Annotated in this window: 24 protein-coding genes; 22 read left to right on the top strand and 2 right to left on the bottom strand. The window is 51.1% G+C overall.

Annotated features, from left to right (window positions below; translation table 11 throughout):
• Positions 1-38 precede the first annotated feature (38 nt).
• The 5 genes from SATMO3_RS24775 to SATMO3_RS24755 all read left to right on the top strand — a co-directional run bounded on the left by SATMO3_RS24775 (position 39) and on the right by SATMO3_RS24755 (position 4,755).
• Complete coding sequence (locus SATMO3_RS24775) at positions 39-971, top strand: DMT family transporter (protein ID WP_371372701.1); 933 nt, start codon at positions 39-41, stop codon at positions 969-971.
• A gap of 203 nt (positions 972-1,174) precedes the next feature.
• Positions 1,175-2,419 (top strand): Zn-dependent hydrolase, encoded by a 1,245-nt coding sequence (locus SATMO3_RS24770; protein ID WP_371372699.1) that lies wholly within the window; start codon positions 1,175-1,177, stop codon positions 2,417-2,419.
• Between the two features lie 156 nt (positions 2,420-2,575).
• Positions 2,576-3,442: a pyridoxamine kinase gene (locus SATMO3_RS24765; RefSeq protein WP_371372697.1), complete on the top strand. Its 867-nt coding sequence runs from the start codon at positions 2,576-2,578 to the stop codon at positions 3,440-3,442.
• A gap of 20 nt (positions 3,443-3,462) precedes the next feature.
• The gene (locus SATMO3_RS24760; RefSeq protein ID WP_371372695.1) at positions 3,463-3,993 is read left to right on the top strand and encodes an ECF transporter S component; all 531 of its coding nucleotides are present in this window, start codon (positions 3,463-3,465) and stop codon (positions 3,991-3,993) included.
• A 270-nt stretch (positions 3,994-4,263) separates the two neighbouring features.
• Positions 4,264-4,755 (top strand): DUF134 domain-containing protein, encoded by a 492-nt coding sequence (locus tag SATMO3_RS24755; protein ID WP_371372692.1) that lies wholly within the window; start codon positions 4,264-4,266, stop codon positions 4,753-4,755.
• Positions 4,756-4,875: 120 nt separating this feature from the next.
• Here the strand turns inward: SATMO3_RS24755 and SATMO3_RS24750 are convergent, their stop codons facing one another.
• A complete protein-coding gene (locus SATMO3_RS24750; protein WP_371372690.1) occupies positions 4,876-5,760 on the bottom strand; it encodes a helix-turn-helix domain-containing protein in 885 nt (294 codons plus the stop codon).
• Between the two features lie 170 nt (positions 5,761-5,930).
• Here SATMO3_RS24750 and SATMO3_RS24745 point away from each other — a divergent pair, with 170 nt between their 5' ends.
• From SATMO3_RS24745 to SATMO3_RS24735, 3 genes are all read left to right on the top strand, one after another.
• A complete protein-coding gene (locus tag SATMO3_RS24745) occupies positions 5,931-6,251 on the top strand; it encodes a cupin domain-containing protein (RefSeq protein WP_371372688.1) in 321 nt (106 codons plus the stop codon).
• Between the two features lie 321 nt (positions 6,252-6,572).
• Positions 6,573-7,877, top strand: a complete 1,305-nt coding sequence (locus SATMO3_RS24740; RefSeq protein ID WP_371372686.1) for an amidohydrolase — start codon at positions 6,573-6,575, stop codon at positions 7,875-7,877.
• A 199-nt stretch (positions 7,878-8,076) separates the two neighbouring features.
• Positions 8,077-9,309, top strand: coding sequence for an aminopeptidase (locus SATMO3_RS24735; protein ID WP_371372684.1), 1,233 nt, complete (start codon positions 8,077-8,079; stop codon positions 9,307-9,309).
• Positions 9,310-9,408: 99 nt separating this feature from the next.
• Here SATMO3_RS24735 and SATMO3_RS24730 read toward each other — a convergent pair whose 3' ends face one another.
• On the bottom strand, positions 9,409-10,833 hold the full coding sequence (locus SATMO3_RS24730; RefSeq protein ID WP_371372682.1) for a DEAD/DEAH box helicase: 1,425 nt from the start codon (positions 10,831-10,833) through the stop codon (positions 9,409-9,411).
• A gap of 116 nt (positions 10,834-10,949) precedes the next feature.
• Here SATMO3_RS24730 and SATMO3_RS24725 point away from each other — a divergent pair, with 116 nt between their 5' ends.
• From SATMO3_RS24725 to SATMO3_RS24660, 14 genes are all read left to right on the top strand, one after another.
• Entirely contained in the window at positions 10,950-11,954 is a 1,005-nt protein-coding gene (locus SATMO3_RS24725) for a GNAT family N-acetyltransferase (protein WP_371372680.1), read from the top strand.
• 50 nt (positions 11,955-12,004) lie between these two features.
• Positions 12,005-13,420: a sigma-54 interaction domain-containing protein gene (locus tag SATMO3_RS24720; RefSeq protein WP_371372678.1), complete on the top strand. Its 1,416-nt coding sequence runs from the start codon at positions 12,005-12,007 to the stop codon at positions 13,418-13,420.
• Positions 13,421-13,698: 278 nt separating this feature from the next.
• The gene (locus tag SATMO3_RS24715; protein ID WP_371372676.1) at positions 13,699-15,111 is read left to right on the top strand and encodes a hypothetical protein; all 1,413 of its coding nucleotides are present in this window, start codon (positions 13,699-13,701) and stop codon (positions 15,109-15,111) included.
• Between the two features lie 59 nt (positions 15,112-15,170).
• Positions 15,171-16,625, top strand: a complete 1,455-nt coding sequence (locus SATMO3_RS24710; protein ID WP_371381790.1) for a 4-hydroxyphenylacetate 3-hydroxylase family protein — start codon at positions 15,171-15,173, stop codon at positions 16,623-16,625.
• A gap of 24 nt (positions 16,626-16,649) precedes the next feature.
• On the top strand, positions 16,650-16,931 hold the full coding sequence (locus SATMO3_RS24705) for a NifU family protein (protein ID WP_371372674.1): 282 nt from the start codon (positions 16,650-16,652) through the stop codon (positions 16,929-16,931).
• Positions 16,932-16,933: 2 nt separating this feature from the next.
• Complete coding sequence (locus SATMO3_RS24700) at positions 16,934-17,236, top strand: hypothetical protein (RefSeq protein ID WP_371372672.1); 303 nt, start codon at positions 16,934-16,936, stop codon at positions 17,234-17,236.
• Entirely contained in the window at positions 17,229-18,524 is a 1,296-nt protein-coding gene (locus SATMO3_RS24695; RefSeq protein WP_371372670.1) for an acetyl-CoA hydrolase/transferase family protein, read from the top strand. Before SATMO3_RS24700 ends, SATMO3_RS24695 begins: the two co-directional genes overlap by 8 nt.
• 20 nt (positions 18,525-18,544) lie before the next feature.
• Positions 18,545-19,138, top strand: a complete 594-nt coding sequence (locus tag SATMO3_RS24690; RefSeq protein ID WP_371372668.1) for a hypothetical protein — start codon at positions 18,545-18,547, stop codon at positions 19,136-19,138.
• Between the two features lie 366 nt (positions 19,139-19,504).
• Entirely contained in the window at positions 19,505-20,686 is a 1,182-nt protein-coding gene (locus tag SATMO3_RS24685) for an acetyl-CoA C-acetyltransferase (protein ID WP_371372666.1), read from the top strand.
• Positions 20,687-20,728: 42 nt separating this feature from the next.
• Complete coding sequence (locus tag SATMO3_RS24680; RefSeq protein WP_371372664.1) at positions 20,729-21,868, top strand: acyl-CoA dehydrogenase; 1,140 nt, start codon at positions 20,729-20,731, stop codon at positions 21,866-21,868.
• 41 nt (positions 21,869-21,909) lie between these two features.
• Positions 21,910-22,695, top strand: a complete 786-nt coding sequence (locus tag SATMO3_RS24675; RefSeq protein ID WP_371372662.1) for an electron transfer flavoprotein subunit beta — start codon at positions 21,910-21,912, stop codon at positions 22,693-22,695.
• Positions 22,696-22,709: 14 nt separating this feature from the next.
• A complete protein-coding gene (locus SATMO3_RS24670; protein ID WP_371372660.1) occupies positions 22,710-23,906 on the top strand; it encodes an FAD-binding protein in 1,197 nt (398 codons plus the stop codon).
• A gap of 80 nt (positions 23,907-23,986) precedes the next feature.
• Entirely contained in the window at positions 23,987-24,844 is an 858-nt protein-coding gene (locus tag SATMO3_RS24665; protein WP_371372658.1) for a 3-hydroxybutyryl-CoA dehydrogenase, read from the top strand.
• Between the two features lie 51 nt (positions 24,845-24,895).
• Positions 24,896-25,681 carry a short-chain-enoyl-CoA hydratase gene (locus tag SATMO3_RS24660; protein ID WP_371372656.1) on the top strand — a complete coding sequence of 262 codons (786 nt, stop codon included), beginning with the start codon at positions 24,896-24,898 and terminating at the stop codon, positions 25,679-25,681.
• The last annotated feature ends 66 nt before the right edge of the window (positions 25,682-25,747 follow it).

Raw genomic sequence — 25,747 nt, 5'->3', positions numbered from 1 at the left:
ACTATAGCAGTAGTACAGGTAAGAAACAGGAGGGTGTTATGCAGGAAAGTGCATTGGAAACAAAACACAGTGTAAGCCTACGGGACAGACATTACTTACTTGCCAATATAGCTATGCTTGTGACAATTTTCTTCTGGGGCGTATCCTTCATCAGTATTAAAATTACAGTGGCTGAAGTACCGCCTGTCACTATGGCGCTTATCCGGTTTGCCATTGCCTCGGCGATGCTTGGGCTTTTGCTTAGAAAGTTTGAGCCTGGGGCCCGGCTGGAGAAAGCCGATATACCGCGAATGGCGTTAGCCGGCTGCTTGGGCATTACACTGTATTTCTACTTTGAAAATATCGGTGTCAAGTTGACCACGGCTGTCAATGCTTCCTTGATTGTCACCATTATCCCCATTCTGGCGATTGGTCTCGATATCTTGTTTTTTGGGGCCAGACTGTCGGTTGTCAAATTTGCTAGTATAGCGGTTGCCATTGTTGGCACCTATTTTTCGGTAACAGCCAACGGCCAGTTGGATTTAAACTCAGATAATTTTGTCGGTAATCTGTTTGTCATTGGGGCGATGTTGTCCTGGACCTTTTATACACTGGTGAATAAATCACTGCAAAACAAATACACGGGCATGAGCATGACCACCTATCAGACAATCATCGGGACAGTTTTTTTGCTGCCGTTGGCGCTTACTGAAATAAGCGAGTGGCAGATATTTTCGCTGACCGCGTTCTTACATATGCTGTTTCTGGCGGTTTTCTGCTCGGTGGCTTGTTATTTGCTATATATGTACGTCTTAAAACACTTGGATGTTGCTATTACTACCCTGTATCTTAATTTAGTTCCTGTTGTCGGCGTTGTCAGCGGGTACTTCATTTTAGGTGAAAGTGTGCTGCCAATCCAGCTTATTGGCGGAGCCGTAACTTTATTAGCCATTGTAATTATGAATTTTGAGCGGTCGGGTAAAACGGACTGATGACAGAGCCAACAGGGAAAAAATCGCAGCCGGGTGTAGTGTACACTTTGGCTGCGATTTGTTATTATTAAACATATGCAGCAACGTTTCTGCGTATTGCTGGGGATATCCCGTTAATCCAGTGTTGTGATGGAGTACTGATGTTTGTACTCGATGTTCGCCTGTTAATCTCTATTGGATACTATAATAAAAGGAGAAAAATCATGATATCTACTGAACGACTCACCAAGAATTTTGCAAGCATGGCAGCTATCGGGGCGCAGGACGGCGGTGTTACCCGGCTTGCATTTAGCGACGCCGACTGGCAAGCCCGTGATTTTATCCTGGAACTGATGAAAGAAGCTGGTTTGTCTGTCCGGTTAGATGCCTTTGGCAATCTTATCGGCAGGCGGGAAGGCTATCTTCCGGACGCACCGTCTGTGTTGATGGGGTCGCATATCGACAGTGTGCCGAATGGCGGCAACTATGACGGTGTGGCCGGCGTACTGGCCGCAATAGAGGTTGCCCGGTGTCTGCAGGCAGACGGGATAAAGCACGCCCATGGCATTGAACTGGTTGTTTTTATGGCGGAAGAGTCCAGCCGCTTCGGTATGGCCACCCTGGGCAGTAAGGCTTTTTGCGGTAAGCTGTCCGGAGCGCAACTGGAGCAATATCAGGACAAACAAGGCGTATCCTTGGCAGCCGCCATGCGGCAGCGGGGTCTGGCGCCTGAAAAAATTGACCAGGCCAGATACCATGGTGCTATCAAAGCATTTCTGGAACTACATATTGAACAGGGAAAAGTATTGGAAACCACGGGTAAACAAATCGGCATAGTCACCGGTATCGCGGCGCCTACCCGGTTGCGTGTAACTGTGACAGGACAGGCCGATCATTCCGGCGCTACTCCTATGCATATGCGTCAGGACGCGCTGACGGCTGCCGCTGAAATTATTTTATTAATTGAAAAGCTGGCCGGAGAAGAAGGGCCTAACGGCACTGTGGGCACAACCGGGGTAATTAAGGCTGAGCCGGGCGTCATGAATGTTATTCCCGGACGTGTCGAATTAGGCGTAGATATTCGCGGTATTTCCGCAAACAGCAAAAAAAGGGTGGTTGAACAGTTCAAAGCCGGTTTGGACGAGATACAGCGCCGACGGGAGATTGCTACCGAATTTGTTACACTTACCGACGAGAAACCTGTGGAGATTTCCCGGGAAATAGTCGAATTTCTGGATAAAATAGCAATAGACTCAGGCTATGATACTCTGCGGCTGCCAAGCGGCGCAGGCCATGATGCCATGCACCTGGCCGATATAGCCCCAACCGGCATGCTGTTTGTGCCGTGTAAAGGCGGTATCAGTCATAATCCGGCAGAATCGGCGGACATAGAGGATATTGCTGCGGCGGCCCAAGTGCTGCTGATGGCGGTTATCAGGTTAACGCAGCCGGATTTTGTCATAAAGTAGACAGCTTCAGGTGGGATTTTAATCCCGTCTGAAGTTAGTCGCTCTTATCTAGGTACTTAGGCGCTGTTAACTCCCGCTTGGAGAAGGGGGAGTTAACAGCGGGTTAGTTATCGGATAAAATAGTAGGAGGAAGAGTAAAGGTAAGGGAGAAATGCAATGAAACCAATAGTTCCACGGGTGGCAGCCGTTCATGATATTTCCTGTTTTGGAAGATGCTCCTTAACTGTTATTATGCCGATTTTAGCCTGTATGGGAATTCAGGTGTGCCCGCTGCCTACCGCCTTACTGAGTACCCATTTAGGCGGTTTCAAGAATATTGCTTTTTATGATTTTACCGAACGAATGGCGGAGTTCTACCGGCACTGGCAGCAGGAGCAAATTGATTTCAACTGCATCTACAGCGGTTTTCTGGCCTCAACAGAGCAGATTGACACGGTGACGCAGTTTATCGATGCCTTCTCCGCCAATAAACCGCTGGTGTTGGTAGATCCGGTAATGGGTGATGAAGGTAAACTATATTCTGTATATACGGCCGAGATGCAAATACACATGAAACGGCTGGTAAGTAAGGCGGATGTGATCACCCCTAACTTTACCGAAGCCTGTTTTTTATTAGGCGAATGTTATCAGGAGCAAGTACTGGACCCGGCGATGCTTAGGGACTGGCTTGTCCGGCTGGCTGGTTTTGGCCCGGGTATTGTCGTTATGACAGGCATCCCGCTGACCGGCCGGCAAATTATGAATATTGGCTATGAGCGAAGCACCGGCCGGTTTTGGCAGGTGGTTAGCGAACAAATTCCGGCAAGATATCCGGGTACCGGCGATATTTTTGCAAGTATCCTGGCCGGGGCGCTGCTAAATAAAGAGAGCGTGCCGCAGGCTATTGAGCTGGCGGCAGACTTTGTGGCCCTGGCCATTAAGGCTACCTATGCGGCCGGTTCCCCCACGCGGGAAGGCGTTCTGCTGGAATGCGCGCTGCCCTGGCTGGTGGAACGACGGGCTGCGGCCAGAGGCAATGTGTAGTACGGGGAGGAGGCGAGAGTATGTTTAAAAAGCGTAGTTTAGCAGTACGGGACATTGTTTTTAGCGGGGTATTGGCGGCGATGTGCGCTATTGCCACTTCGTTTAAAATTCCATTTGGCGTCGGCGCTATGGTGCATTTGGGAACAGCCTTCCTTTACACTGTCGGTATTTGTTTTGGCGGCGTATACGCCGGCTTGGCCGGTGCGATTGGCTCGGCTTTTTATGATCTTATTATGGGTTTTTCTCCTTATACGCTGTGGTCTTTTGTCATTAAGGGAATTGCCGGTCTGATTGTCGGCGTCGTGGCCAAGGGGATGTGGCCGGCTCCTGTCAGACCCGGCGAAGGCCGCAACTGGATATGGCGGGCTGTTCTGGGCTGCGTACTGGCGGCCGCCTGGACTCTGGGCGGTTATATTGTGGCCTGGTGGCAGGTGACAGGCAGTCTGGCAATTGCTTTTGCCAACATGCCCGGTTCGCTGCTGACCTCCGGTGTTGGCCTGATCATTGCCATGATATTATCGCCAAAACTGCGCAAAAATGTGAATCAATAAAAGTGGAATGGCCTAAACCTGTAAAAGTAGGTTTAGGCCGTTTTTTTTTACTATATCAGAAATTATAAGTTTGGCGAGGCAGCAAGCCCTTATAAAACAAGGGGTGCCAAGTTCAATGCCCGGCGCAGGCGACCATCATACACCGCTTCGCCGCTGGCAATAGAACGACTCTTCTTAACCCGGATTGTGTTATTGAATACATGTTGACTTTTTACTTAATCTGGAATATAATTAAATTGAGCATATGCCCAAATGAAAGGCGGGTTACCAGTGGCGAGGCGACGTTGTTGTGGTTTGGTTGACGAAGAACCGGTATGCCGTAAGTTTATTCCCGACAGGGAGAGTGAAGAAGGACAGCCTGTTGTGGTGCAGGTAGAAGAGCTGGAAGCTCTTCGCCTGAAAGATGTTAAAGGCTATGAGCAGGCTACCTGTGCTGCCATCATGGGATTGTCCAGACCCACATTTCAGAGAATTCTGCTGTCTGCCAGGAGTAAGGTGGCCATGGCTTTGGTAGAAGGGCGAGTCATTACAATTGAAGGAGGAAACTATATCATGAAAAACAGAGTGTTCGAGTGTGTGGATTGTCATCATGTCTGGGAGGAAGTGCCTTGTACCGAGGGGGGCAAGCACGGTTATGAGATTGCCTGTCCGCAGTGTGGCAGTATGAAAAAGATGAAACTGGAAAGCGGTGTCAAGCATGCCTGCGGCGGACAGCCTGATCATCAGCATGGTCAGGGGAGCGGCTGCTGCTGCGGACACTAAAAGTTTAAAAGATGCCTGACCGGAAATACCGGTCAGGCATCTTTGCGCTTATAAGCCCTTTGCTGACAAGGCGGCTGTAGTCTGGCCGCTAAGCTAAGGAACTGTTGGATTGCACCACCTTTAGACCGGCTGGACTGTCCGGTTGCGGTACTGGGCCGGTGTCAGACCGTATTTGCTTTTGAACAGGCGGCAAAAATAAGAAAAGTTGGCAATCCCGACCGAATGGCTGATTTCCTGCACGGATAATTTAGTAGAAGCCAACAGCACACAGGCTTCCCGTAACCGGCGGGAAATCAGATAATCGGTAATTGTGCCGCCGGTGGCTTTCTTAAATAAATGGGAGATATGACAAGCGGATAGATGCAGTTCTGCCGTCAGTAAGTTTAAATTGAATTCCTGACGAAAATTAGCATGCAGCCAACGCATAATGGTTTCGGCATAATGGATATGGCGGAGCTTAGTCTGGCCGGCGGGTATAGGCTCCGGTTGCTTTTGCCAGCCGTGTTTTACCAGACGCAAAAAAATGCCGGCAAATAATGAGAAGTCCTCCAGACTGCTGACGCTGGCCGAAGCTTCCGGTCGGGGCGTCAAGGTAAACAAAGCCTCAAACTCGGCAGTGCGATCAGTTAAGCCCAGGACCTGGCAGGGAAGCTGCTCCTCCCATAAATGGTGAAAAAAGTGCTGCAAGGAGCTAAAGGAGCCCAGAAAGGGATAGATCAGCGCTGGATCAAATAATAGCTTGGAGCGGACATAATAACCGCTGCTGAGTTCGGTTTTAACCCGATGCAGCTGAAAAGGCTGAAAATACATCAGTGTGCCTGGCTGGAAGGGGAATATTTTCTGATCGATTATCACCAAGCCCCGTCCCTGATGCACATAAATAAATTCCATACCCGGATGGGCATGATATTTGTCCCATTCTTCAGCAGCCGTAGTGCAATGCCGGTGAATAAGCTGGTACGGGTGCCTGATAAGATCAAAACTAAAGTCAGCAGTTGCAAACATGATTTTTTCTTCTCCTGCATAAAAGCCATTACAGCATTTTACAATAGCAATTCAGTACTATTTTAGCACAATTGGTGAGCATGACAAATGGATTATTTTCTTTTAAAATAGTAATAAAATTACCGGTAAGCAAGGGAAAAGCCTAAAATGAGAATAGGAGGAATCATAAAATGAGTAACACGAATTTGCCATATAAACAGCTTGATGAAAAAACTACCCGCCGGGTGCTAAGCTATGGCCAGGATCTGATGCTTGTGGAATTTGTCTTCAAGCAAGGCGGTGTCGGTACACCGCACAAGCACGAAGAGCATGAGCAGATTGGCTATGTGGCGCAAGGCAGTTTTGAACTGATGGTCGGCGAGGAGAAAAGTATTATTAAGCGCGGCGATACCTATTACGCTCCCCGGAATACACTGCACGGCGTTGTGGCTTTGGAGGATGATTCCATTCTTATCGACGCATTTACACCCATCAGGGCCGACTTTCTCTAAAAAAGGTTTTCTCTAGAAAAGCCAACAAAGATTTTCTTAAAGAGGTAGTAAATTGTAAACCTTTATTGGTTACGGGCTATATGCTGTTTGTTATGAAATTATAGACAAACAGCTTTTGGTTTTCCCGGCAGGAGAAAATTGCAGCTTAGGAATTGCCATTACCCGGGTCAATGGTCAGGAGATTTTCCGGTAATTTTTTTGCCGGAATGGGCATTGCCTTCGGCAGTGCGGTAGGAATTATCGTTGCGGGTGCCGTATTTAATAAAAGTATGGGTAACCATGCTGATGTTAATGTAGGGAGCTTTTTTGGGGGGCGACATTATGGTAATGAACTTTGTAGAACAAGCGGAAAAGCTGCAGGAAAAAACAATTGCCAGACGTCGGGATTTTCATAAACATCCCGAGGCGGCCTGGACCGAATTCCGTACGGCAGCCATAGTTGCCGATACTCTGGCCGGTCTGGGTTATGAAGTTTTGGCCGGTGCGGAGGTAGTTGACGAGCAGTCCATGATGGGTGTGCCTAAAACTGCTGAACTTGAGCGTCATGCCGAGAGGGCGTTGGCGCAAGGCGCCAATCCCGTCTGGGTTGAAAAAATGCGGGGCGGTAAAACCGGTGTTGTCGGTGTGCTGCGATGCGCCAGGCCTGGGCCGGTCATCGGTCTTAGGTTTGACATGGATGCCAACGATGCGGTGGAAACTGAAGAAATAACTCACCGGCCGGTGCGGGACGGCTTTGCGTCTGTCAACCGGGGAGCTATGCACGCCTGCGGTCATGACGGCCACACCGCCATTGGTCTGGCGGTAGCCGAGATACTGGCTTCGCTGAAAAATGAACTATGCGGTACTGTAAAGCTTATTTTCCAGCCGGCCGAGGAAGGGGTACGCGGTGCGCGGGCCATGTCCGTCAAGGGTGTAGCCGACGATGTCGACTATTTTCTGGGACTTCACATTGGCTTTAATACTAAGGAAACCGGCCATTTGGCCTGCCGTATTGAGGGCTTTCTGGCAACGACCAAACTAGATGCTGTGTTTACCGGTATTGCAGCTCATGCCGGCGCTGCGCCGGAAGCCGGTCGCAATGCCCTGTTAGCTGCTGCTGCTGCTGCGCTTAATCTGCATGCTATTGCGCGCCACAGCCAGGGACCGTCCCGGATTAATGTCGGACAGCTTGAGGCCGGCACCGGGCGCAATGTCGTTCCGGCCAATGCCGTTATTAAACTGGAAACCCGCGGTACGACAACGGCTATTAATGAATATATGTGCTCGGAAGCTATGCGGATTATCAAAGCCGCTGCCGATATGTACGGTGTACAGGTGGCAATTAGCGAGATGGGCGGGGCCGCCGGCGCGGAAAATGATCTCTGCCTGGTGGAGAGAGTGGAAAAGGTTGCCGAACGGCTAAAAATCTTTAAGGAAATATGGCCTAGTTGCTACTTTGGCGCCAGTGAAGATTGCACATATTTTATGGAGCGGGTGCAGCAGCATGGCGGTAAAGCCGCCTATATCATGATCGGCGCGAATTTGGCTGCCGGACATCATGATTTCCGGTTTGACTTTGATGAAGCAGCGCTTACGCAGGCGGTAGCCCTGGTAAGCGCTGTAGCGGCCGATTTGCTGAAGGCTTAAGCGAAACTCCGGCCGGACCTGAACCTTGGCAAAGGTTCAGGTCTTTGCATTTATCCGATAGAAAGGTAAACTTTCGCCAGGATAAATGCAACAATCAATTCTACTTCCGCCAAAGGCTCGGCGCAAGTCGTGTTTTCTTCATAAATTGAATAGTATATGCTAAGAATAAAAAAGATGGGTTGATAAGAAAGGAGTCAATATGGATAAAAAAGTATTGGAAAAATATGCAAGGCTGGTGGTTAAAACCGGTGTCAACCTGCAAAGAGCCCAAACGCTGGTTATAACTTCTCCGCTGGAATGCGCGGATTTTGCCAGGGTTATCACCGAAACGGCTTATCAGGCCGGTGCTCGTGAGGTCGTAATGAACTGGAAAGATGAATTGTCGTCCAAGATCCGGTTTATGCAGGCGCCGGAAGAAATTTTTGATGAGTTTCCTGAGTGGCAAAAGGAATTTTATTTGTCCTATGTAAGGAAAGGTGCGGCTTTTGTCAGCATTGCCGCCTCTGATCCGGAGCTTTTAAAGGAAGTCAATCCGGACAGGGTAGTTAGAGCGCAGAAAGCCAGCAATACTGCGCTCCGGGAGTACCGGGAACGGATGATGAGCAATCAGAATGCCTGGAACATCGTATCCATTCCTACCGCAGCCTGGGCCCAAAAGGTATTTCCGGGAATCTCCGGGGAAGAGGCGGTTGAGAAGTTATGGACGGCCATTCTGCAGGCTGTCCGGGTTGATACACAAGATCCGGTGGCTGCCTGGCAGGAACACAGCCGGGCCCTAAAACAAAGTGTAAAATATATGAATGAGCACAAATTCAAACAGCTGCATTACAAAAATTCGCTGGGTACCGATCTTAAGGTTGAACTGCCTGACGGCCATATCTGGCTTGGCGGGCCGGAACACACTACCGGCGGTATTGAGTTTGTCGCCAATATGCCGACCGAAGAAGTATTTTCCTTACCCAAGAAAACAGGAGTCAATGGCAAGGTAGTCAGTGCCAAACCGCTCAACTACAACGGTACGCTGATCGATAAATTCTCACTGACGTTTAAAGACGGACGAATCGTTGACTCTCAGGCCGAACAGGGAAATGAGGTTCTCAAAAAGCTGGTGGAGACCGACGAAGGCTCCCATTATCTGGGCGAGGTGGCGCTTGTTCCTCATAACTCGCCTATCTCTAACTCGAATATTCTCTTTTACAATACGCTGTTTGATGAAAATGCTTCCTGTCACTTTGCCATTGGCAAAGCCTATCCGGTTTGCATTGAAAACGGCGTAAATATGAGTAAAGACCAGCTGGAGCAAGCCGGTGTCAATGATTCCATCGTCCACGTGGACTTTATGATTGGCACTGCCGATCTTGAGATTACCGGCATTACGGCCATCGGTGAGAACATACCTGTATTTAAAAAGGGTAACTTCGTATTTAAGTAAAATAAAAGACGGGATTGCTGCCCATCTGCTGACAATGACGCCGGAAGTTTCCGGGTCATTGCGCCGTAGCGCAGCAATCTCGTCTTGCTTTATGGGCAATTATTTTTTGAAGCCGCCTGATTTATAGCGGGGTTTGCCGGTGGGCGCGCCCTTTCTGGCATCAGGGGCAGGCGGTTTTCGTCTGCCGCCGCCGTAGGAGCGCGAGCGTAAAGGCGCTTCTTCGGTAATCTTGATGGGCGTGGTATCAGGTTCTTTGGTTAGCAGTTTTAAAGCGGCCGATACCAGCGCAACAGAATCGGTCTCGGTCAGCAAGTCTTCGGCGCGGCCGCGGTACTGCTCCAGGTTGCCTTCTTCAATTTGGTTAAGCAGCTTCTCCACAGCCAGGCGCTGCTGCCCTTCGATAGCTTCGGTAAGAGTGGGCACCGGCATGCGCACAATCTTCCGCTTGGTGGTCCGTTCAATCGAGCGCAAGTGTTCGAGTTCACGCGGAATGACAAAGGTCATGGCCAGACCTGTTTGTCCGGCCCGGCCGGTACGGCCGACCCGGTGCACATAACTTTCCGGATCTTGCGGAATGTCAAAGTTATATACATGCGTTACTCCGCTGACGTCAAGACCCCGGGCGGCTACGTCGGTGGCCACCAGGATTTCTATGGTGCTTTCGCGGAATTGTCTGATGACGGCATCCCGCTTGGCCTGAGTGAGGTCGCCGTGGATTCCTTCGGCAGAGTAGCCGCGTTTCTTTAAGGCTTCAGACAACTCATCAACCCGGCGTTTGGTTCTGCCGAAAACGATGGCCAGTTCGGGGGACTGAATGTCCAGCAGGCGGCAGAGGACATCAAATTTCTGTCTGTCCTGCAGTTCCATGTAATGCTGTTCGATTAGCGGCACCGTGACTTCCTTGGATTTAATGCTAATGAGCTCCGGGTCTTTGAGGAAGCGCTGCGCCAGGTTTTGAATCTGCCGGGGCATGGTGGCGGAAAACAGCAGCGTCTGCCTGGATTCAGGCATGGCGGCAAGAATCTTCTCAATGTCTTCGATAAAGCCCATATTAAGCATTTCGTCCGCTTCATCCAGAACTACCATTTTGATATCGGCCAGCTTGATGGTGCGGCGCTCCATATGGTCCATCAGGCGGCCGGGAGTGGCGACAATAATCCGCGGTCTTCTCTGTAAGGCTTTAATCTGACGGTAAATATCCTGACCGCCATAAATGGGAAGGGTGTGAACGCCGGCGTGCTGCCCGAGCTTATTAAGTTCTTCGGCGACCTGGATGGCCAGCTCGCGGGTGGGCGTCAGAACAATCCCCTGAATGACGCCGGTGTCTGTCTTGATATTTTCCAGTAAGGGAATGCCGAAGGCGGCTGTTTTGCCTGTACCGGTCTGGGCCTGGCCAACCAGATCTTTCCCTGATAAGAGTGAGGGGATGGCTTGCGCTTGTATGGGAGTCGGTTCCTCGAAGCCCATATCGCTAAGAGAGCGAATTATGCTGTCGCTAATTCCCAGCTCTTTGAATTTTTCCAATGAAAATGCCTCCTTTACCTTGCGGTATGCTTTTAATAGTATCGGCAGGTTGTAACAGGTTGTATACGTTAGGTGGCAATGCTAAAATGAAAGGCAGAAGGGAATGAGAGAATTTTATGGAAATAAAAATGATTAACGCCGCAGATACCTGGGAGTTGCGGCAAAAAATCCTGCGGCCTGATAAACCACTTCAATATATACAGTTGCCTGACGATGCTGCGGGTACACATTACGGTCTCTATGAGGGCGACCGTCTTCTCGCCGTGATTTCAACTTTTATGGACCGGGGTGAAATTCAGTTTCGCAAATTTGCCACTGTCCAGGATAAACAGGGGCAAGGCTACGGCACCAAGCTTCTCCGGCATGTTATGGCGGCGGCGCAGATGAGCGGCGCGACCGCTATCTGGTGTAACGCCAGAAAAGATAAGGTATCCTTTTACGAAAAATTTGGGTTAGAGACAACCCCGGTGGAAAATGAGCGAGATGGAATCAAGTATATCATAATGCGGAAACAATTGGTAGGAAAAACAATTAATAACCGGCTGGAACAACAGATCTGCTTCCTTGTGGAAGTGGACAAGCTGAAAACCATCTACCGCAAAAACTACGTGATTGGCACAGACCGCCGGGAAACCGATGCCGAGCATTCCTGGCATCTTGCCGTTATGGCCATGCTGCTGGCGGAATATGTTGACGATTACCCAATCGATGTGTTTAAGGTCGTAAAAATGCTGCTCATTCATGATATTGTCGAAATCGATGCCGGCGATACCTATTGTTTTGACCAGCAGGCCGGAGTGGACAAAGACGTACGGGAGCAAGCCGCCGCCGGCCGGCTGTTTGGGCTCTTGCCTGCCGATCAGTCACAGGAACTGCGGGATTTATGGGAGGAGTTTGAGCAGAAGCAAAGTCCTGAGGCCCGGCTGGCCGATGCCCTCGACCGGTTGCAGCCGCTGCTGCTGCATTATCATACCGGCGGTAAGTCCTGGCAGGAAAACGGCATTACCAGTGACAAAGTAAGGGAGCGCAACAAACGGACAAAAGATATAGCCATTGAGCTGGGGCAACTTGTTGAACAAGTCATTCAGGATTCGATTGCCAGGGGATATCTGAGAAAATAGGTCTTCGGAAAAGCGTAAGTAAATAGCTTATCGGCAAGGGGGGCCGGACGATGTCTAAGGATAGTTCAAGTACCGACAAGACAGCCGCTACATTAACTTCTGTGCGGGAATTGCTGCATGAGCTGGAGGCGATTATTAGGTCTTCCTATGACGGCATGTTTATTACTGACGGTGAAGGTGTTGTTTTGCGCCTGAATGAGGCTTATGAGCGGATTACCGGCTTAAAAGCTGGCGATTTATTAGGCAAAAATATGAAGAGCTTAGTTGCCGCAGGCTATTATGACGAGTCGGTTACTTTGCTGGTAATGGAGAAGCGCGAACGGCTGACCATTAACCAAACAGTAAAAAATGACCGTAAGATATTGGTTACCGGGAGTCCGATATTTGATGATCAAGGCAATTTGTTCCGGGTGGTGACCAATGTCCGGGATATCACTGAATTGGCTCACTTGCAAAATCAACTGATACAGACTCAGGAAAAAACCCTGAAGTATAAAACCGAGTTATCACATTTGCGGGCTATGCATATTCAACATAACGAGATGATCTTCCGCAGCTCGAAGATGACGAGGGTAATTGAGCTGGCTATGAAAGTTGCCGATGTGGACTCTACTGTTTTAATTCACGGCGATTCCGGCACCGGCAAAGAATTGATCGCCAAGCTCATTCACAAACAAGGTAAAAGCGCCGCCAAGCCTTTCATTAAAATTAACTGTGCCGCCATCCCCGAGCAGCTCTTGGAATCAGAACTATTCGGCTATGAAGGCGGGGCCTTTACCGGCGCCAAAAAAGAAGGCAAGCCCGGTTTGTTCGAACTGTCCCACAATGGTACCCTGTTTCTGGATGAGGTGGGCGATCTGCCGCTTCTACTGCAGGTCAAGCTGCTTAGGGCCATACAGGAAAAAGAAATTATGCGGGTTGGCGGTACAAAGGCGATTACCGTCAATACGCGAATTATTGCCGCTACTCACCGTGATATTGCCAGAATGGTGAGGGAAGGCGATTTCCGCGAAGATTTATACTACCGGCTGATGGTAGTCCCGATCGACCTGCCGCCTTTACGGGAACGGAAAGAAGATATTCCTTTGCTGACAATGCATTTTATTTATAAGTTTAACCATCATTTTGGTTTCTACAAGAGAATATCGCCGCAAGTAATTGAAAAGCTAGTGGACTATTCCTGGCCGGGAAACGTGCGGGAACTGGAGAATGTAATCGAACGAATGATGGTTATTGCCCCTGGTGAAGAGCTTACGGTCAAGCTTTTGCCGGAAAGCATCGGCAATAAAAAGTTTCTGCCCAAACGCGGGACAAGACTCAAAGAAGCCGTGGAACAAACAGAAGCCTATCTGCTTGCCGAAAGCTACAAAGAGCACAGATCCTGGCCCAAAGTCGCCGAATTGTTGGGTGTTGACAGGACAACGGTTTTCCGCAAAGTGGTAAAATACGGCCTGGAGGGCAAATGATGTTGCAATAATGCATTGGTTGCATTATTGCACAAGATAAGAAATAAAAAGACTAACCGCATATTTTCTTAAAGGGCGTTGCGCTAATGCAACGCCCTTGTGAATTATCGGAACAGTCCTATATATAGGAAAATAAGGACAAATCACACTTTTTTGATTTGGCACGCTTATTGCATTATATAGAAGCTGTATGCATAAACAGGAGGGGAGGCAGTGGCAGGCAGCATATTGTTGTTTCATGGCGCATTAATGCCGGTAAAAATAGGGAGGGAATTACTATGAGTTGGTTGGGTCCTACTTACAAACGTAACTTCGGTGAAGTTCAGCCGCATATTCCGCTTGGTCCGTTTCAGTTAAGACTGCCGTTCATTCATTATCGCTTTGAGTTGCCGGATTATATTCAGGGGTTATTGATGTGCGCCGTGTGCCTGGGGATTATTCCGGTGCTGCAGGAATACCTGGGGATGCCCTTTGAAGTCGCAATTACTGTTGTTATTCTGAATGGCTTTTTTTATTTATGGCATGCCCATTTGGGTGATCCGGTCATACCCGGCTGGATTACACCGGCCATACCTCTGCTGCTCTTATGGCTGAAGACTTTCCCGGAAGGTGTGGCCAGAATGCATGCGTTGATCGCCTTCGAGATGGAACTGGGGATCTTCGCACTCCTGTTAGGCGCAACCGGTTTGGCGAAAAGATTTGTTGACATTGTGCCTGATGCGCTTAAATCAGGAATTTTGATTGGGGCCGGTGTGGCGGCTGTACGGCTGGTATTTGAAGCAGGCGGCCGTTTTGACTCCTACCCCTGGACAATCACCATTGCCATTGGTTTTGCTTTCTATATTTTGTTTTCCAACCATTTTAAAACACTGAGAAACAAGCATGTCGTCTTCAAATACCTGTCTGACTTAGGCCTCATGCCTGCACTTGTTTTGGCCATCATCATTGCCCCGCTGCTGGGGGAACTGCCCTGGCCGACAATCACCTGGGGCATTACTGTTCCCCAGTTTTATACCCTGTTTACCGAGTGGACTCCTTTTTCCGCAAGAATCGGCTGGCCGCCGCTCAGCCTGTACATGGCCGCCTTTCCTTTGGTGGCAGCCACCTATGTAGTGTTGTTTGGCGAGCTCATTCAGGCGGAAGCGCTTATTGATGAAGCGCGTGAATTCCGTCATGGCGATGAAAACGTGCATTATGACGCCAACCGGAATAATATTATCTGCGGTATCCGGAATATCAGCATGTCGATGTTAGGACCGGATTTATCCATGTGCGGTCCGCTGTGGGCAGCTATGCAGGTGGTAACCTGTGAACGCTACAAGCATGGCCGGGAAGCCATGGACAGCTTGTTTGGCGGCGTGGCTTCCTTCCGTCTGGGGACATTCACCAGCTATTTCCTTATGCCGATTGTTACCCTGGTAAAGCCTATTCTGCCCATATCCCTGTCGCTGACCATGCTGGTGCAAGGTTATGTAGCCATCCGTGTCGGCGTTCTTAAAGCCCGCACCTTCAACGATTTGGGCGTAGCCGGTATCGTCGGCTCGGTCCTTATATCCCGTGGCGCCGGTTATGCGTTTGCGGTAGGCGTTGTTCTTTGTCTGTTAATCTACGGCAAAGATTTTATCCGGAATTGGTCCACTTATGATACAACAAAAGATCCGGTGTTTAACAGCCGGATTGGCGCTGAATAATTGGCTGTTGTCTTTGACGGCAGGCCAGTTTAAAAATTTAAGACAACTTTGAGGAGGTCATTACTATGAAAACGGCTCAGCAATATGAAGAAAGCTTGCGTAAACTCAATTTGAAAGTGTACCTGCAGGGGGAACTGGTCAAAAGCCCGGTGGATAACCCGATTATCCGGCCATCCATGAATTCGGTGAAAATGACCTATGAGCTGGCGCAGGATCCGCAATATGAAGAGCTGATGACAGCGACTTCGCATCTGACCGGAAAAAAAATAAACCGTTTCTGCCATTTGCATCAAAGCGCCGATGATCTTGTCAAAAAGGTAAAAATGCAGCGGCTGCTCGGCCAAAAAACTGCAGCCTGCTTCCAGCGCTGTGTAGGTATGGACGCCATCAATGCCGTTGACAGCACCACCTTTGAGATGGATCAGAAGCTGGGTACCGATTATCATGCCAGATTTACCAAATTCCTGCTTAAGATGCAGGAAGAGGACTGGACGGTAGACGGGGCCATGACAGACCCGAAAGGGGACAGGGGTTTGTCGCCCAGTAAGCAGGTGGATCCTGACCTGTTTGTACATGTTGTGGAAAAGAGAGCAGACGGTATTGTGGTCAGCGGCGCCAAGGCCCACCAGACAGGGGCTATCAACTCTCACTGGATTCTGGTTATGCCGACTATCTCCATGGCGAAGGAAGACGCCGACTATGCTGTGTCGTTCTCTGCCCCGGCTGATGCTGAAGGTATCTTCTATATCTACGGACGCCAGTCCTGTGATACCCGCAAACTTGAGGGCGGCGATATTGATGTCGGCAATAAACAGTTCGGCGGGCATGAAGCGCTGATGGTGTTTGATAATGTGTTTATCCCCTGGGAGAACGTCTTCATGTGCGGTGAATATGAATTCAGCGGCATGCTGGTAGAACGGTTTGCCGGCTACCACCGTCAGAGCTACGGCGGCTGCAAGGTTGGCGTGGGTGATGTGCTGATCGGTGCCACTGCCCTGGCTGCCGACTACAACGGTGCCGCCAAGGCCTCCCATGTCAAAGACAAACTGATTGAAATGATGCATCTTAACGAAACCCTCTACGCCTGCGGCATTGCCTGCTCGGCCGAGGGCCACAAAACTGCTTCCGGCAATTATATCATCGACCTGCTCTTAGCCAATGTCTGCAAACAAAACGTAACCCGTTTCCCTTATGAAATTGCCCGCCTGGCGGAAGATATCGCCGGCGGTCTGATGGTAACCATGCCTTCAGAGAAAGACCTGCGTCATCCCGAAATCGGTAAAGTGGTAGAAAAGTACTTTCGGGGCGTGGCCGCGGTATCTACGGAAAACCGGATGCGGATTCTGCGCTTAATAGAAAACATCACGCTGGGTACCGCCGCCGTCGGTTACCGCACAGAATCCATGCATGGCGCCGGCTCGCCGCAAGCCCAGCGGATCATGATCGCCCGTCAGGGCAATCTGGAGAACAAGAAAGCGCTGGCCAAAGCCATCGCCGGCATTGAGCAAAAATAAGTATGGCAAATTGAGGATGTTCAGATGGAAAAAATGCAGCAAGTAATTGAGCAGAAAGTCCGTCCGGCGCTCAAGGCGCATAACGGCGACATTGAGCTGGTTGAAGTAACATCCGACGGGTTGGTTAAAGTACGGTTCACCGGGGCATGCGCAGCCTGCCCCGGTGCCCAACAAACCCTGGCGGAACTAGTGGAAACAGCAATCAAAGAGGCGTGTCCGGAAGTGAAGGGTGTTGTGCTTTTGCAGCAGGTCAGTGAGCAGTTGATTGAGCAGGCGTTAAAGATCCTGCGTAAGGAAAAAACCTAACCATGAATAACCGAAAGATCAGCATTACCTTTTGCGGGGGATGCAATCCGCGGATTGACAGAGGAAAAGTGGCCGCTGAGGTACGGGCTATGTTGCAGGCCGGCGGCTGTCAGATCGGGTATAATTCGCTGGATGCTGATTTTGTTATATATATCAGCGGCTGTACGGCTAATTGCGCGTTTAAATACAACCACGTCAGCGGCCCTTTTGTCCAGGTAGCGGCAGCGACGGTGGATGCGGCCGCTGTGCGGGAAGAAGAGCTTGCCGCGGAAATTGTAACGAAGGTGAGGCATTACTTTGCATAATTGGAGAAATGTTTATCAGGATAAAATTGTTACCGCTCAAGCCGCAGTTAAAAAAATTAAAGCCGGTGACCGGGTAGTAACCGGCCATGCCTGCGGCGAGCCGACGGCGCTGGTCAATGCTTTAGTGGACCGGGCCGCAGAACTTAGCAATGTGGAAATTGTTCATATGGTCGCTATGGGACCGGCCAAGTATGCTCAGCCGGATATGAAAGACAGTTTTCGTCATAATGCCCTGTTTGTAGGCGGTTCAACCAGAAAAGCAGTGGAAGAAAAACGGGCCGACTTTACTCCCTGTTTTTTTTCGGAAATTCCCAGACTGTTTACAGAGAACCTCTTGCCGGTCGATGTCGCACTTATTCAGGTTACGCCGCCGGATGAAGCGGGATTTTGCAGTTATGGCGTATCGGCCGATTACACCAAGCCGGCGGCTGAATGCGCCAGGCTGGTGATTGCGCAAATCAATAACGCGGTTCCCCGTACCGGCGGGGCAAAGATTCACCTGGATGCCATTCACTATCTTGTGGAACAGGATGAACCGCTAATCGAATTACCGCCGCCCAAAATCGGCGATATCGAAAAAGCCATCGGTGAAAACGTTGCCAGGCTCATTCCGGACGGGGCTACCTTGCAACTGGGGATCGGCGCTATTCCTGATGCGGTATTGTTATTTTTAAAAGATAAAAAGGATCTGGGCATTCATTCGGAAATGTTTTCCGACGGCGTGGTGGTTTTAGCCGAGGCCGGTGTGATTACCAACCGGAAGAAGACTATTAACACCGGCAAGTTTATGGCAACTTTTCTGATGGGGACCAGGAAACTGTATGACTTTGTCAATAATAACCCGGCTGTGGAAATGCAGTCGGTGGACTATATCAATGATCCCTGCATCATCGGCCAGCATGAAAATATGATCTCGATTAATTCTGCCTTGCAGGTGGATCTTATGGGACAGGTCAATGCCGAAATGATTGGCAGCAAACAGTTCAGCGGCGTCGGCGGGCAGGTCGACTTTATCCGCGGCGCCAGCCGGTCGAAAAACGGCAGGTCCATTATTGCCCTGCCAGCCACTGCCGCCGGCGGCAAGATCTCAAGGATTGCCTGTGAACTGGATAAAGGGGCGGCCGTAACCACCACGCGCAACGACGTGCATTATGTAGTTACGGAATACGGTATTGCCGAACTGAGGGGCAAGAGCCTGCGTGAGCGGGCTAAAGCGCTGATTGCCGTAAGTCATCCGGATTTCCGCGCCGGCCTTACGGCCGAGGCGCAAGCCAAAGGCCTGATGTAGAAAACTAGCGGGGGTGGGCCATGCCGGTAATTACATTTTTACAAGACATATTTGCCGCGGCCAAGGGCCGCTACTTCCGCAGCGTAGGCCGGCATACCCAGAAATTCTGCTCTCAGGCTGCCAAGTTCGCCGGTAATGACGTGCAGAAAAAGATACTGTTAATTACGGCAATATCGGCGGATGAACTGGTTGCCGCCTTGATCGGGGTGGATAATAAGCGGCCGGCTGGGGCTTTCGGGGGGCGGACTGGGAAACATAGGCTGACAAGGCAGCAGATTACTGCTGCTTTGCGGGTTTATCTATCCGGGCTGCTGACCCTGACCAGCGCGCATAAAAAAGCGCTGCTGACGCAGGCCGGGCTGGAAGAACAGGAACTGCTACAGCTTTGGTGCCGGGTCTTTGATTATGCCGCAGCCGATATGCAGTTGTTTGATGAATGCCTGCTGCCGGCGTACCGGCAGGAAGGGAGCCTTGGCGTAAGCCGGTTGGTCGGCAAACGAATCCTGGACTGTTTATTTCAACCGGCCGGAGAAATGAGCCCGGCGGAAACAGAACTGCTGCATAATGCCATGCTGGAAGATGCAGCGGCGGTAATCCGGGTTATTCAAAAATGACAGCAGGGGGCGAAGAAATGCCGCTGATTTCTATTGACAGGGATGCCACTCAATATATCATTGCGCGCTCGGCAGCCATTGTGATTGAACTTAAGCTCGAACCGGCCATTGGCGGCTGAGCCTGCACAGGCAAAAACGTAACAGGTAGTTACGTACCGTCAGTAGCGGTTACCGGCCCGGCGGTTTCCCAAGCGGAGGGATACTGCGTCACGAAAATAGATTCTGTGCTGGTGTATTATCCGCAGGCTCTCAAAGTAAAAGAAGGCTTTTCTCATATAAGAATTAAGTTACGAAGGCTTTTATTCTGGCGCTGGCTGGAAGTAGAAGGCGCAATGGCGATTGCAGATTATAACTAGGGGTGTTGCTATGAAAGAAGTTGTTATTACCAGTGCCGTCAGGACGGCAATCGGTTCGTTTAACGGTTCGCTGGCTTCATTCGCCGCGGCGGATTTAGGCAGTATTGTTGTCCAGGAAGCCATTAACCGGTCAGGTATTCAACACAGTATGATCGATGAAGTTATCCTGGGTAATGTTTTGCAGGCCGGACAGGGGCAAAACCCCGCCCGGCAGGCGGCGGTTAAAGCCGGCGTGCCTGTCGAGGTGCCGTCATATACAATTAACAAAGTATGCGGTTCCGGTATCAAGGCTGTCACGCTGGCGGCGCAGTCGATCATCGCCGGTGACGCCGATATTGTTATTGCCGGCGGCATGGAGAGCATGACCAACGCCGCCTATGTGCTGGACAGCAAAGCCCGCTGGGGTTACCGGATGGGGGATGCCAAACTTACCGATAGCATGGTAAAAGACGGTTTGTGGTGCGCTTTTAACGACTATCATATGGGTATTACCGCCGAGAACGTCGCGGCCCGGTATGGCATTAGCAGAGAGGCGCAGGATCAGCTGGCCGCTGAGTCCCAGCAAAAGGCGCTGACCGCCATTTCCCGGGGTGTGTTCAAAAAAGAAATTGTGCCTGTTACCATCAAGGGAAAAAAGGGCGATACCGTATTTGCCACCGACGAGTACCCGAAAGCAGGCACAACGCTGGAAAAGCTGGCGGCGCTTAAGACCGCTTTTAAGAAAGACGGGACCGTTACCGCCGGCAACGCCTCAGGCATCAATGACGGTGCGGCGGCGTTGGTGGTGATGTCAGCCGAAAAAGCGTGTAAATTGGGGATTAAACCCTTGGCCCGTATCGTAAGCTTCGCCGCCGCCGGCGTCGATCCCGGCATGATGGGCATAGGGCCGGTGCCTGCTACCCGCAAGGCCTTGGACAAAGCCGGCCTGACAATAGCCGATATCGATCTGATCGAAGCCAATGAAGCGTTTGCCGCTCAATTTTTAGCGGTAGGACAAGAATTGAATTTTTCGCAAGACAGGGTCAACGTGCATGGCGGCGCAATCGCGCTGGGACATCCTATCGGCGCCAGCGGCGCCCGGATACTGGTAACACTGCTCCATGCCCTGGAACAAAAAGAGGCCAAACGCGGGCTGGCTACGCTGTGTATTGGCGGCGGCCAGGGGATAGCCATAATTGTTGAACGTATGTAATGGAATTTTAATAGCCACAGCAGTTGGCAGGAGGATTGAGCTATGCAATTTCAGCTTACGGAAGAGCAAAAGATGATGCAAAAGCTGGTGCGTGATTTTGCGGAAAAACAGGTAGCGCCAGGCGCGGCCGAGCGGGACGAAAAGGAAGAGTTTTCCCGCGAAATTGCCGATGCCATGGGGGAAATGGGTTTTACCGGTATCTGCTTTCCTGAAAAATACGGCGGCGCTGAGGCCGATGTCTTAAGTTACATTCTAGCGGTTGAGGAACTGTCCCGGGTGGATGCCGGTGTGGGCATCACGCTGTCGGCCACCGTGTCCTTATGTGCCTGGCCGATTTATGCCTACGGCACCGAAGAGCAAAAACAGCGGTTTCTGGTACCGCTGGCCGAAGGCACAAAACTGGGGGCCTTTGGCCTGACCGAACCGAACGCCGGCACAGATGCCGCTTCCCAGCAAACGGTTGCCGTGGCGGACGGCGATCACTATATCCTTAACGGCAGTAAAATATTCATTACCAATGCCGGTGAAGCGGAAATTTATGTGGTGTTTGCCATGACCGACCGGACCAAAGGCGTAAAAGGCATTACCGCTTTTATTGTGGAAAAAGGCATGCCCGGTTTTACCTTTGGCAAAAAGGAACACAAATTGGGCATTCATTCTTCCATCACGAATGAGCTCATTTTCCAGGATGTGAAGGTTCCCAGGGAAAATATGCTGGGCAAAGAGGGCGACGGCTTTAAAATCGCCATGAGCACTTTAGACGGCGGGCGAATCGGTGTTGCCGCTCAGGCTCTCGGCATAGCCCAGGCCGCCCTTGAACACGCGGTGAAATACGCCAAAGAACGGGTGCAATTCGGCAAACCCATTGCCAGTAACCAGGCAATTGCCTTTATGCTGGCCGATATGGCCACCAAAATCGACGCCGCCCGCCTGCTGGTGTACCGCGCCGCCTATCTGAAGGATCAGGGCCTTGCCTACGCCAAGGAAGCCGCTATGGCCAAAATGTTTGCCGCCGATATTGCCATGGAAGTGACCACCGATGCCGTCCAGATTTTTGGCGGTTATGGCTACAGCCGGGAATATCCGGTGGAACGGCTCATGCGGGATGCAAAAATCACCCAGATTTATGAAGGAACAAATCAAGTACAGCGTATCGTGGTTGCCGCAAGCTTATTGCGGTAGATCTTCCGCTGCTGTATAAAGCATATAGGGGGATGCATGTGATGGAAATAGTAGTTTGTGTCAAACAGGTGCCTGACACTACCGAGGTTAAGATCGATCCGGCGACCAATACCCTGATTCGCCAGGGAGTGCCCAGTATTGTCAACCCCTTTGATAAAAATGCCGTTGAGGCCGCCCTCAGGCTGAAGGAAGCCCAGGGCGGCAGGGTTACCGTTATCACCATGGGGCCGCCGCAAGCTAAGGAAGCGCTGAAAGAATGCCTGGCCATGGGGGCCGATGAGGCGCTGCTTATTAGTGACCGGGCCTTTGGCGGCGCCGACACGTTGGCTACCAGCTATACGCTGGCGGCGGCGGTCAGGAAGATCGGCAACGTGGATATGATTATCTGCGGCAAACAGGCCATTGACGGCGACACCGCCCAGGTTGGACCGGAAATCGCCGAGCACCTGGGCTGGGCTCAGGTTACCTGTGTATCGGAAATTGATGTGGATGATCAAACGGTAAAATTGGAGCGGGAGCAGGAAGAAGGGTATGAGCTTATTGAGACCCGGCTGCCGGTGCTGCTCACTGTTCTGAAATCCATTAACGAGCCGCGCCTGCCTACCGTTAAGGGGACCATGAAAGCCAACCGCAAGGAAATCCCGGTATGGACAGCCGCGGATCTGGCTGTCGATCCCCAACGGCTGGGACTAAAAGGCTCACCGACGCAGGTAAGGCGTATCTTTACGCCGCCGCAGCGGGTACAGGGAGAACTTATTCAGGCCGGGAGCGCCCGGGAAGCAGCTGGCTTGCTGGCCAAAAAACTGACAGAAGCCAAATTGGTGTAGGGGAGGGCAATAACATGGCAGTAAAGGTAAATAAAGCCGAATGCATAGGCTGCGGCGCGTGTGTAAGTTCGTGCCCTTTCGGCGCACTGGTTATCGAGGAGGATAAGGCCTGTATTACCGAAGCGTGTACCGCCTGTGGCGCCTGTGTGGATATATGTCCGGTCAGCGCTATCGCCAGGGAAAAAGAAGAAAAAACGGTATCGATAGATAAGAACGAGTATAAGGATGTATGGGTGTATATCGAACTGGCCGAGGGGCAAGCTAAAAATGTGGCGCATGAATTACTGGGAGAGGGGCGTAAACTGGCCGAGGCCATGGGCCAGAAACTGGCAGGCGTTCTGATTGGCGACAAAGTGGAACCGCTGGCGAAAGATATATTTGCCAGTGGCGCCGATACTGTCTATATCGTGGAAGGCCCGGAATTTAAACACTATTCCACCGACGGTTTTACCGCCGTATTCTCAGACCTGATTCATACTTATAAACCTGCGGTTATCCTCATGGGAGCCACCAATGACGGCCGCGATCTGGGGCCGAGGGTGGCCTGCCGGGTAGGCACCGGTCTGACGGCAGACTGTACCAGTCTGGGGATTGACGGAGAAACCGGCTTGGTGGCCTGGACCCGTCCCGCCTTCGGCGGCAACATTATGGCGACCATTCTGTGTCCGGACCACCGTCCGCAGATGGGAACGGTGCGCCCCAAAGTCTTTAAACGGCCTGAACAGGATTTTTCCCGCACAGGTGAAATGATTCGCGTTAAGAGTACTGTCGAGGAAAAAGATATTCGCACCAAGCTCATTGATGTTGTCAAAGTGTGTACCGCCGCCTGCAATCTGGAAGAGGCCGAGATTATTGTGTCCGGCGGCCGGGGCATGGGGAAACCGGAGAATTTTACGCTGATTGAGGAATTAGCCGGTGTGCTCGGCGGGGCGGTTGGCGCATCCCGGGCGGCGGTGGATGCAGGCTGGAAACCGCACATGCACCAGGTAGGCCAGACCGGCAAAACGGTAGGCCCGAAAGTCTACTTCGCCTGCGGTATTTCCGGGGCGATCCAGCACATGGCCGGCATGTCGTCCTCCGATATTGTGATCGCCATTAATAAGGATGCCGATGCACCCATATTCAAGGCGGCTGACTATGGTATTGTCGGTGATTGCCTGGAAGTAATACCGGCACTAATTGAAGAGTTTAAAAAAATCAAAGAGAACTAGTACCGTGGCAGCTATCCCGTCATTAGCCACAGGATTAGGGTTGATACGGTACTGGGTAAAATACCGGGAGGTTAGCAAACGTGGAGTTTAACAAGGTATTAATCATTGGTGCGGGACAGATGGGCAGCGGCATTGCGCAGGTAATGGCCCAAAGCGGGCTGACGGTAATACTGCGTGACGTCAAGCCCGAGTTTGTCGAGAAGGGAATAGCCGGCATCGCCAGAAACCTGAGCAGGGCCGTGGAAAAAGGCAAACTATCGGCAGCAGACCAAGACGCCATCCTGTCCCGGATTTCCGGCACGGTTGAACTGGATGCCGCGGCTTGCAATGTAGACTTAGTAGTAGAAGCGGCGATTGAAAATGCCGATATTAAACGGCAAATCTTTCAGGCTCTTGACCAAGAGTGCCCTAAACATACTATTTTGGCAACAAATACCTCGTCCCTGCCGATAACTGCAATCGGCGCCTTTACCAAGCGCCCCGACAAAGTCATCGGCATGCATTTCTTTAATCCTGCTCCGGTCATGAAGCTGATCGAAATTATTACCGGTTTGGCCACCAGCGAGGAGACGTTTGCCGATATAAAGGCGCTGGCTGAAAAACTGGCTAAAGCACCGGTACGGGTTGCCGATTATCCCGGCTTTGTCGGCAACCGGATTATGATGCTGATGATTAATGAAGCTGTGTGCACCCTGATGGAAGGGGTTGCCAGCGCGGAAGATATAGATCAGGTTGCCAAACTGGGCTTTAACCACCCGCTGGGGCCGCTGGCTTTGGCTGACCTTATCGGCAATGATACCGTACTGTACATTATGGAAGTCCTCTATGAGGGCTATGGGGACCCCAAATACCGCCCCTGCCCATTGCTCAGAAAAATGGTGCAGGCAGGTTATCTGGGGCGGAAAACCGGCAAGGGATTTTACGACTATAGCAAATAAGCATAACCGGCTGGCGTTGTCAGATCGTTCACTATCGTGAGGAGGAGTAACATGAAAGAGTATACTAACCTCTTGTTTAAAGACGATGCGGGGATCGGGGTCTTAACCTTGCACCGGCCGCAAGCGCTAAACGCCCTTAATTATGACCTGTTAAAAGAGCTGGACGAAGTACTGGCTCATATAGCGCAAGACGCGGCAATAAAAGTTGTTATCATAACCGGCAGCGGTGATAAAGCCTTTGCGGCAGGCGCCGACATCGCCGAAATGCAGCCCTTGTCTGCGCTGGGAGGCCGTAGCTGGGGCCGGTTTGGCCAGGCCGTATTCAATAAAATTGAGAATCTGCCTCAGCCGGTTATTGCCGCAGTTAACGGTTTTGCTTTAGGCGGCGGCTGCGAACTGGCTATGGCCTGCGATCTGCGGCTGGCCTCGGAAAAAGCCAAGTTCGGCCAGCCGGAAGTAACCTTAGGCATTGTGCCAGGCTTTGCCGGTACGCAGCGCCTGCCCCGGCTCGTCGGCAAAGGCCGGGCCAAGGAATTATTATTTACCGGCGATATCATCGATGCTCAGGAGGCGTACCGTATCGGCCTGGTTAACAAAGTGACGGCGCCGGAGGAATTAATGACTACAGCCAGGGCGCTGGCGGAAAAAATCATGTCCCGGGCGGAGGTTGCCGTCCAACTCTGCAAGACGGCAGTCAATAAGGGGCTTGATATGGATTTGGCGTCAGGGGTGGCGTATGAGGCGGAAGTATTTGGGCTATGCTTTGCTACCGCTGACCAAAAGGAAGGAATGACTGCTTTTATTGAGAAGAGAAAAGCGGATTTTTCCGGCAAGTAAACCAAGTACTTAAATAGGAACTCGGAAAAGAGGTTTTTTGACCTCTTTTTTTGGCTTGCCAGCAAG

This window comes from Sporomusa aerivorans, assembly GCF_041428895.1.
In the GTDB taxonomy this organism is placed as follows: Bacteria; Bacillota; Negativicutes; order Sporomusales; family Sporomusaceae; genus Sporomusa; species Sporomusa aerivorans.
This window is presented reverse-complemented; position numbering and strand designations above follow the sequence as displayed.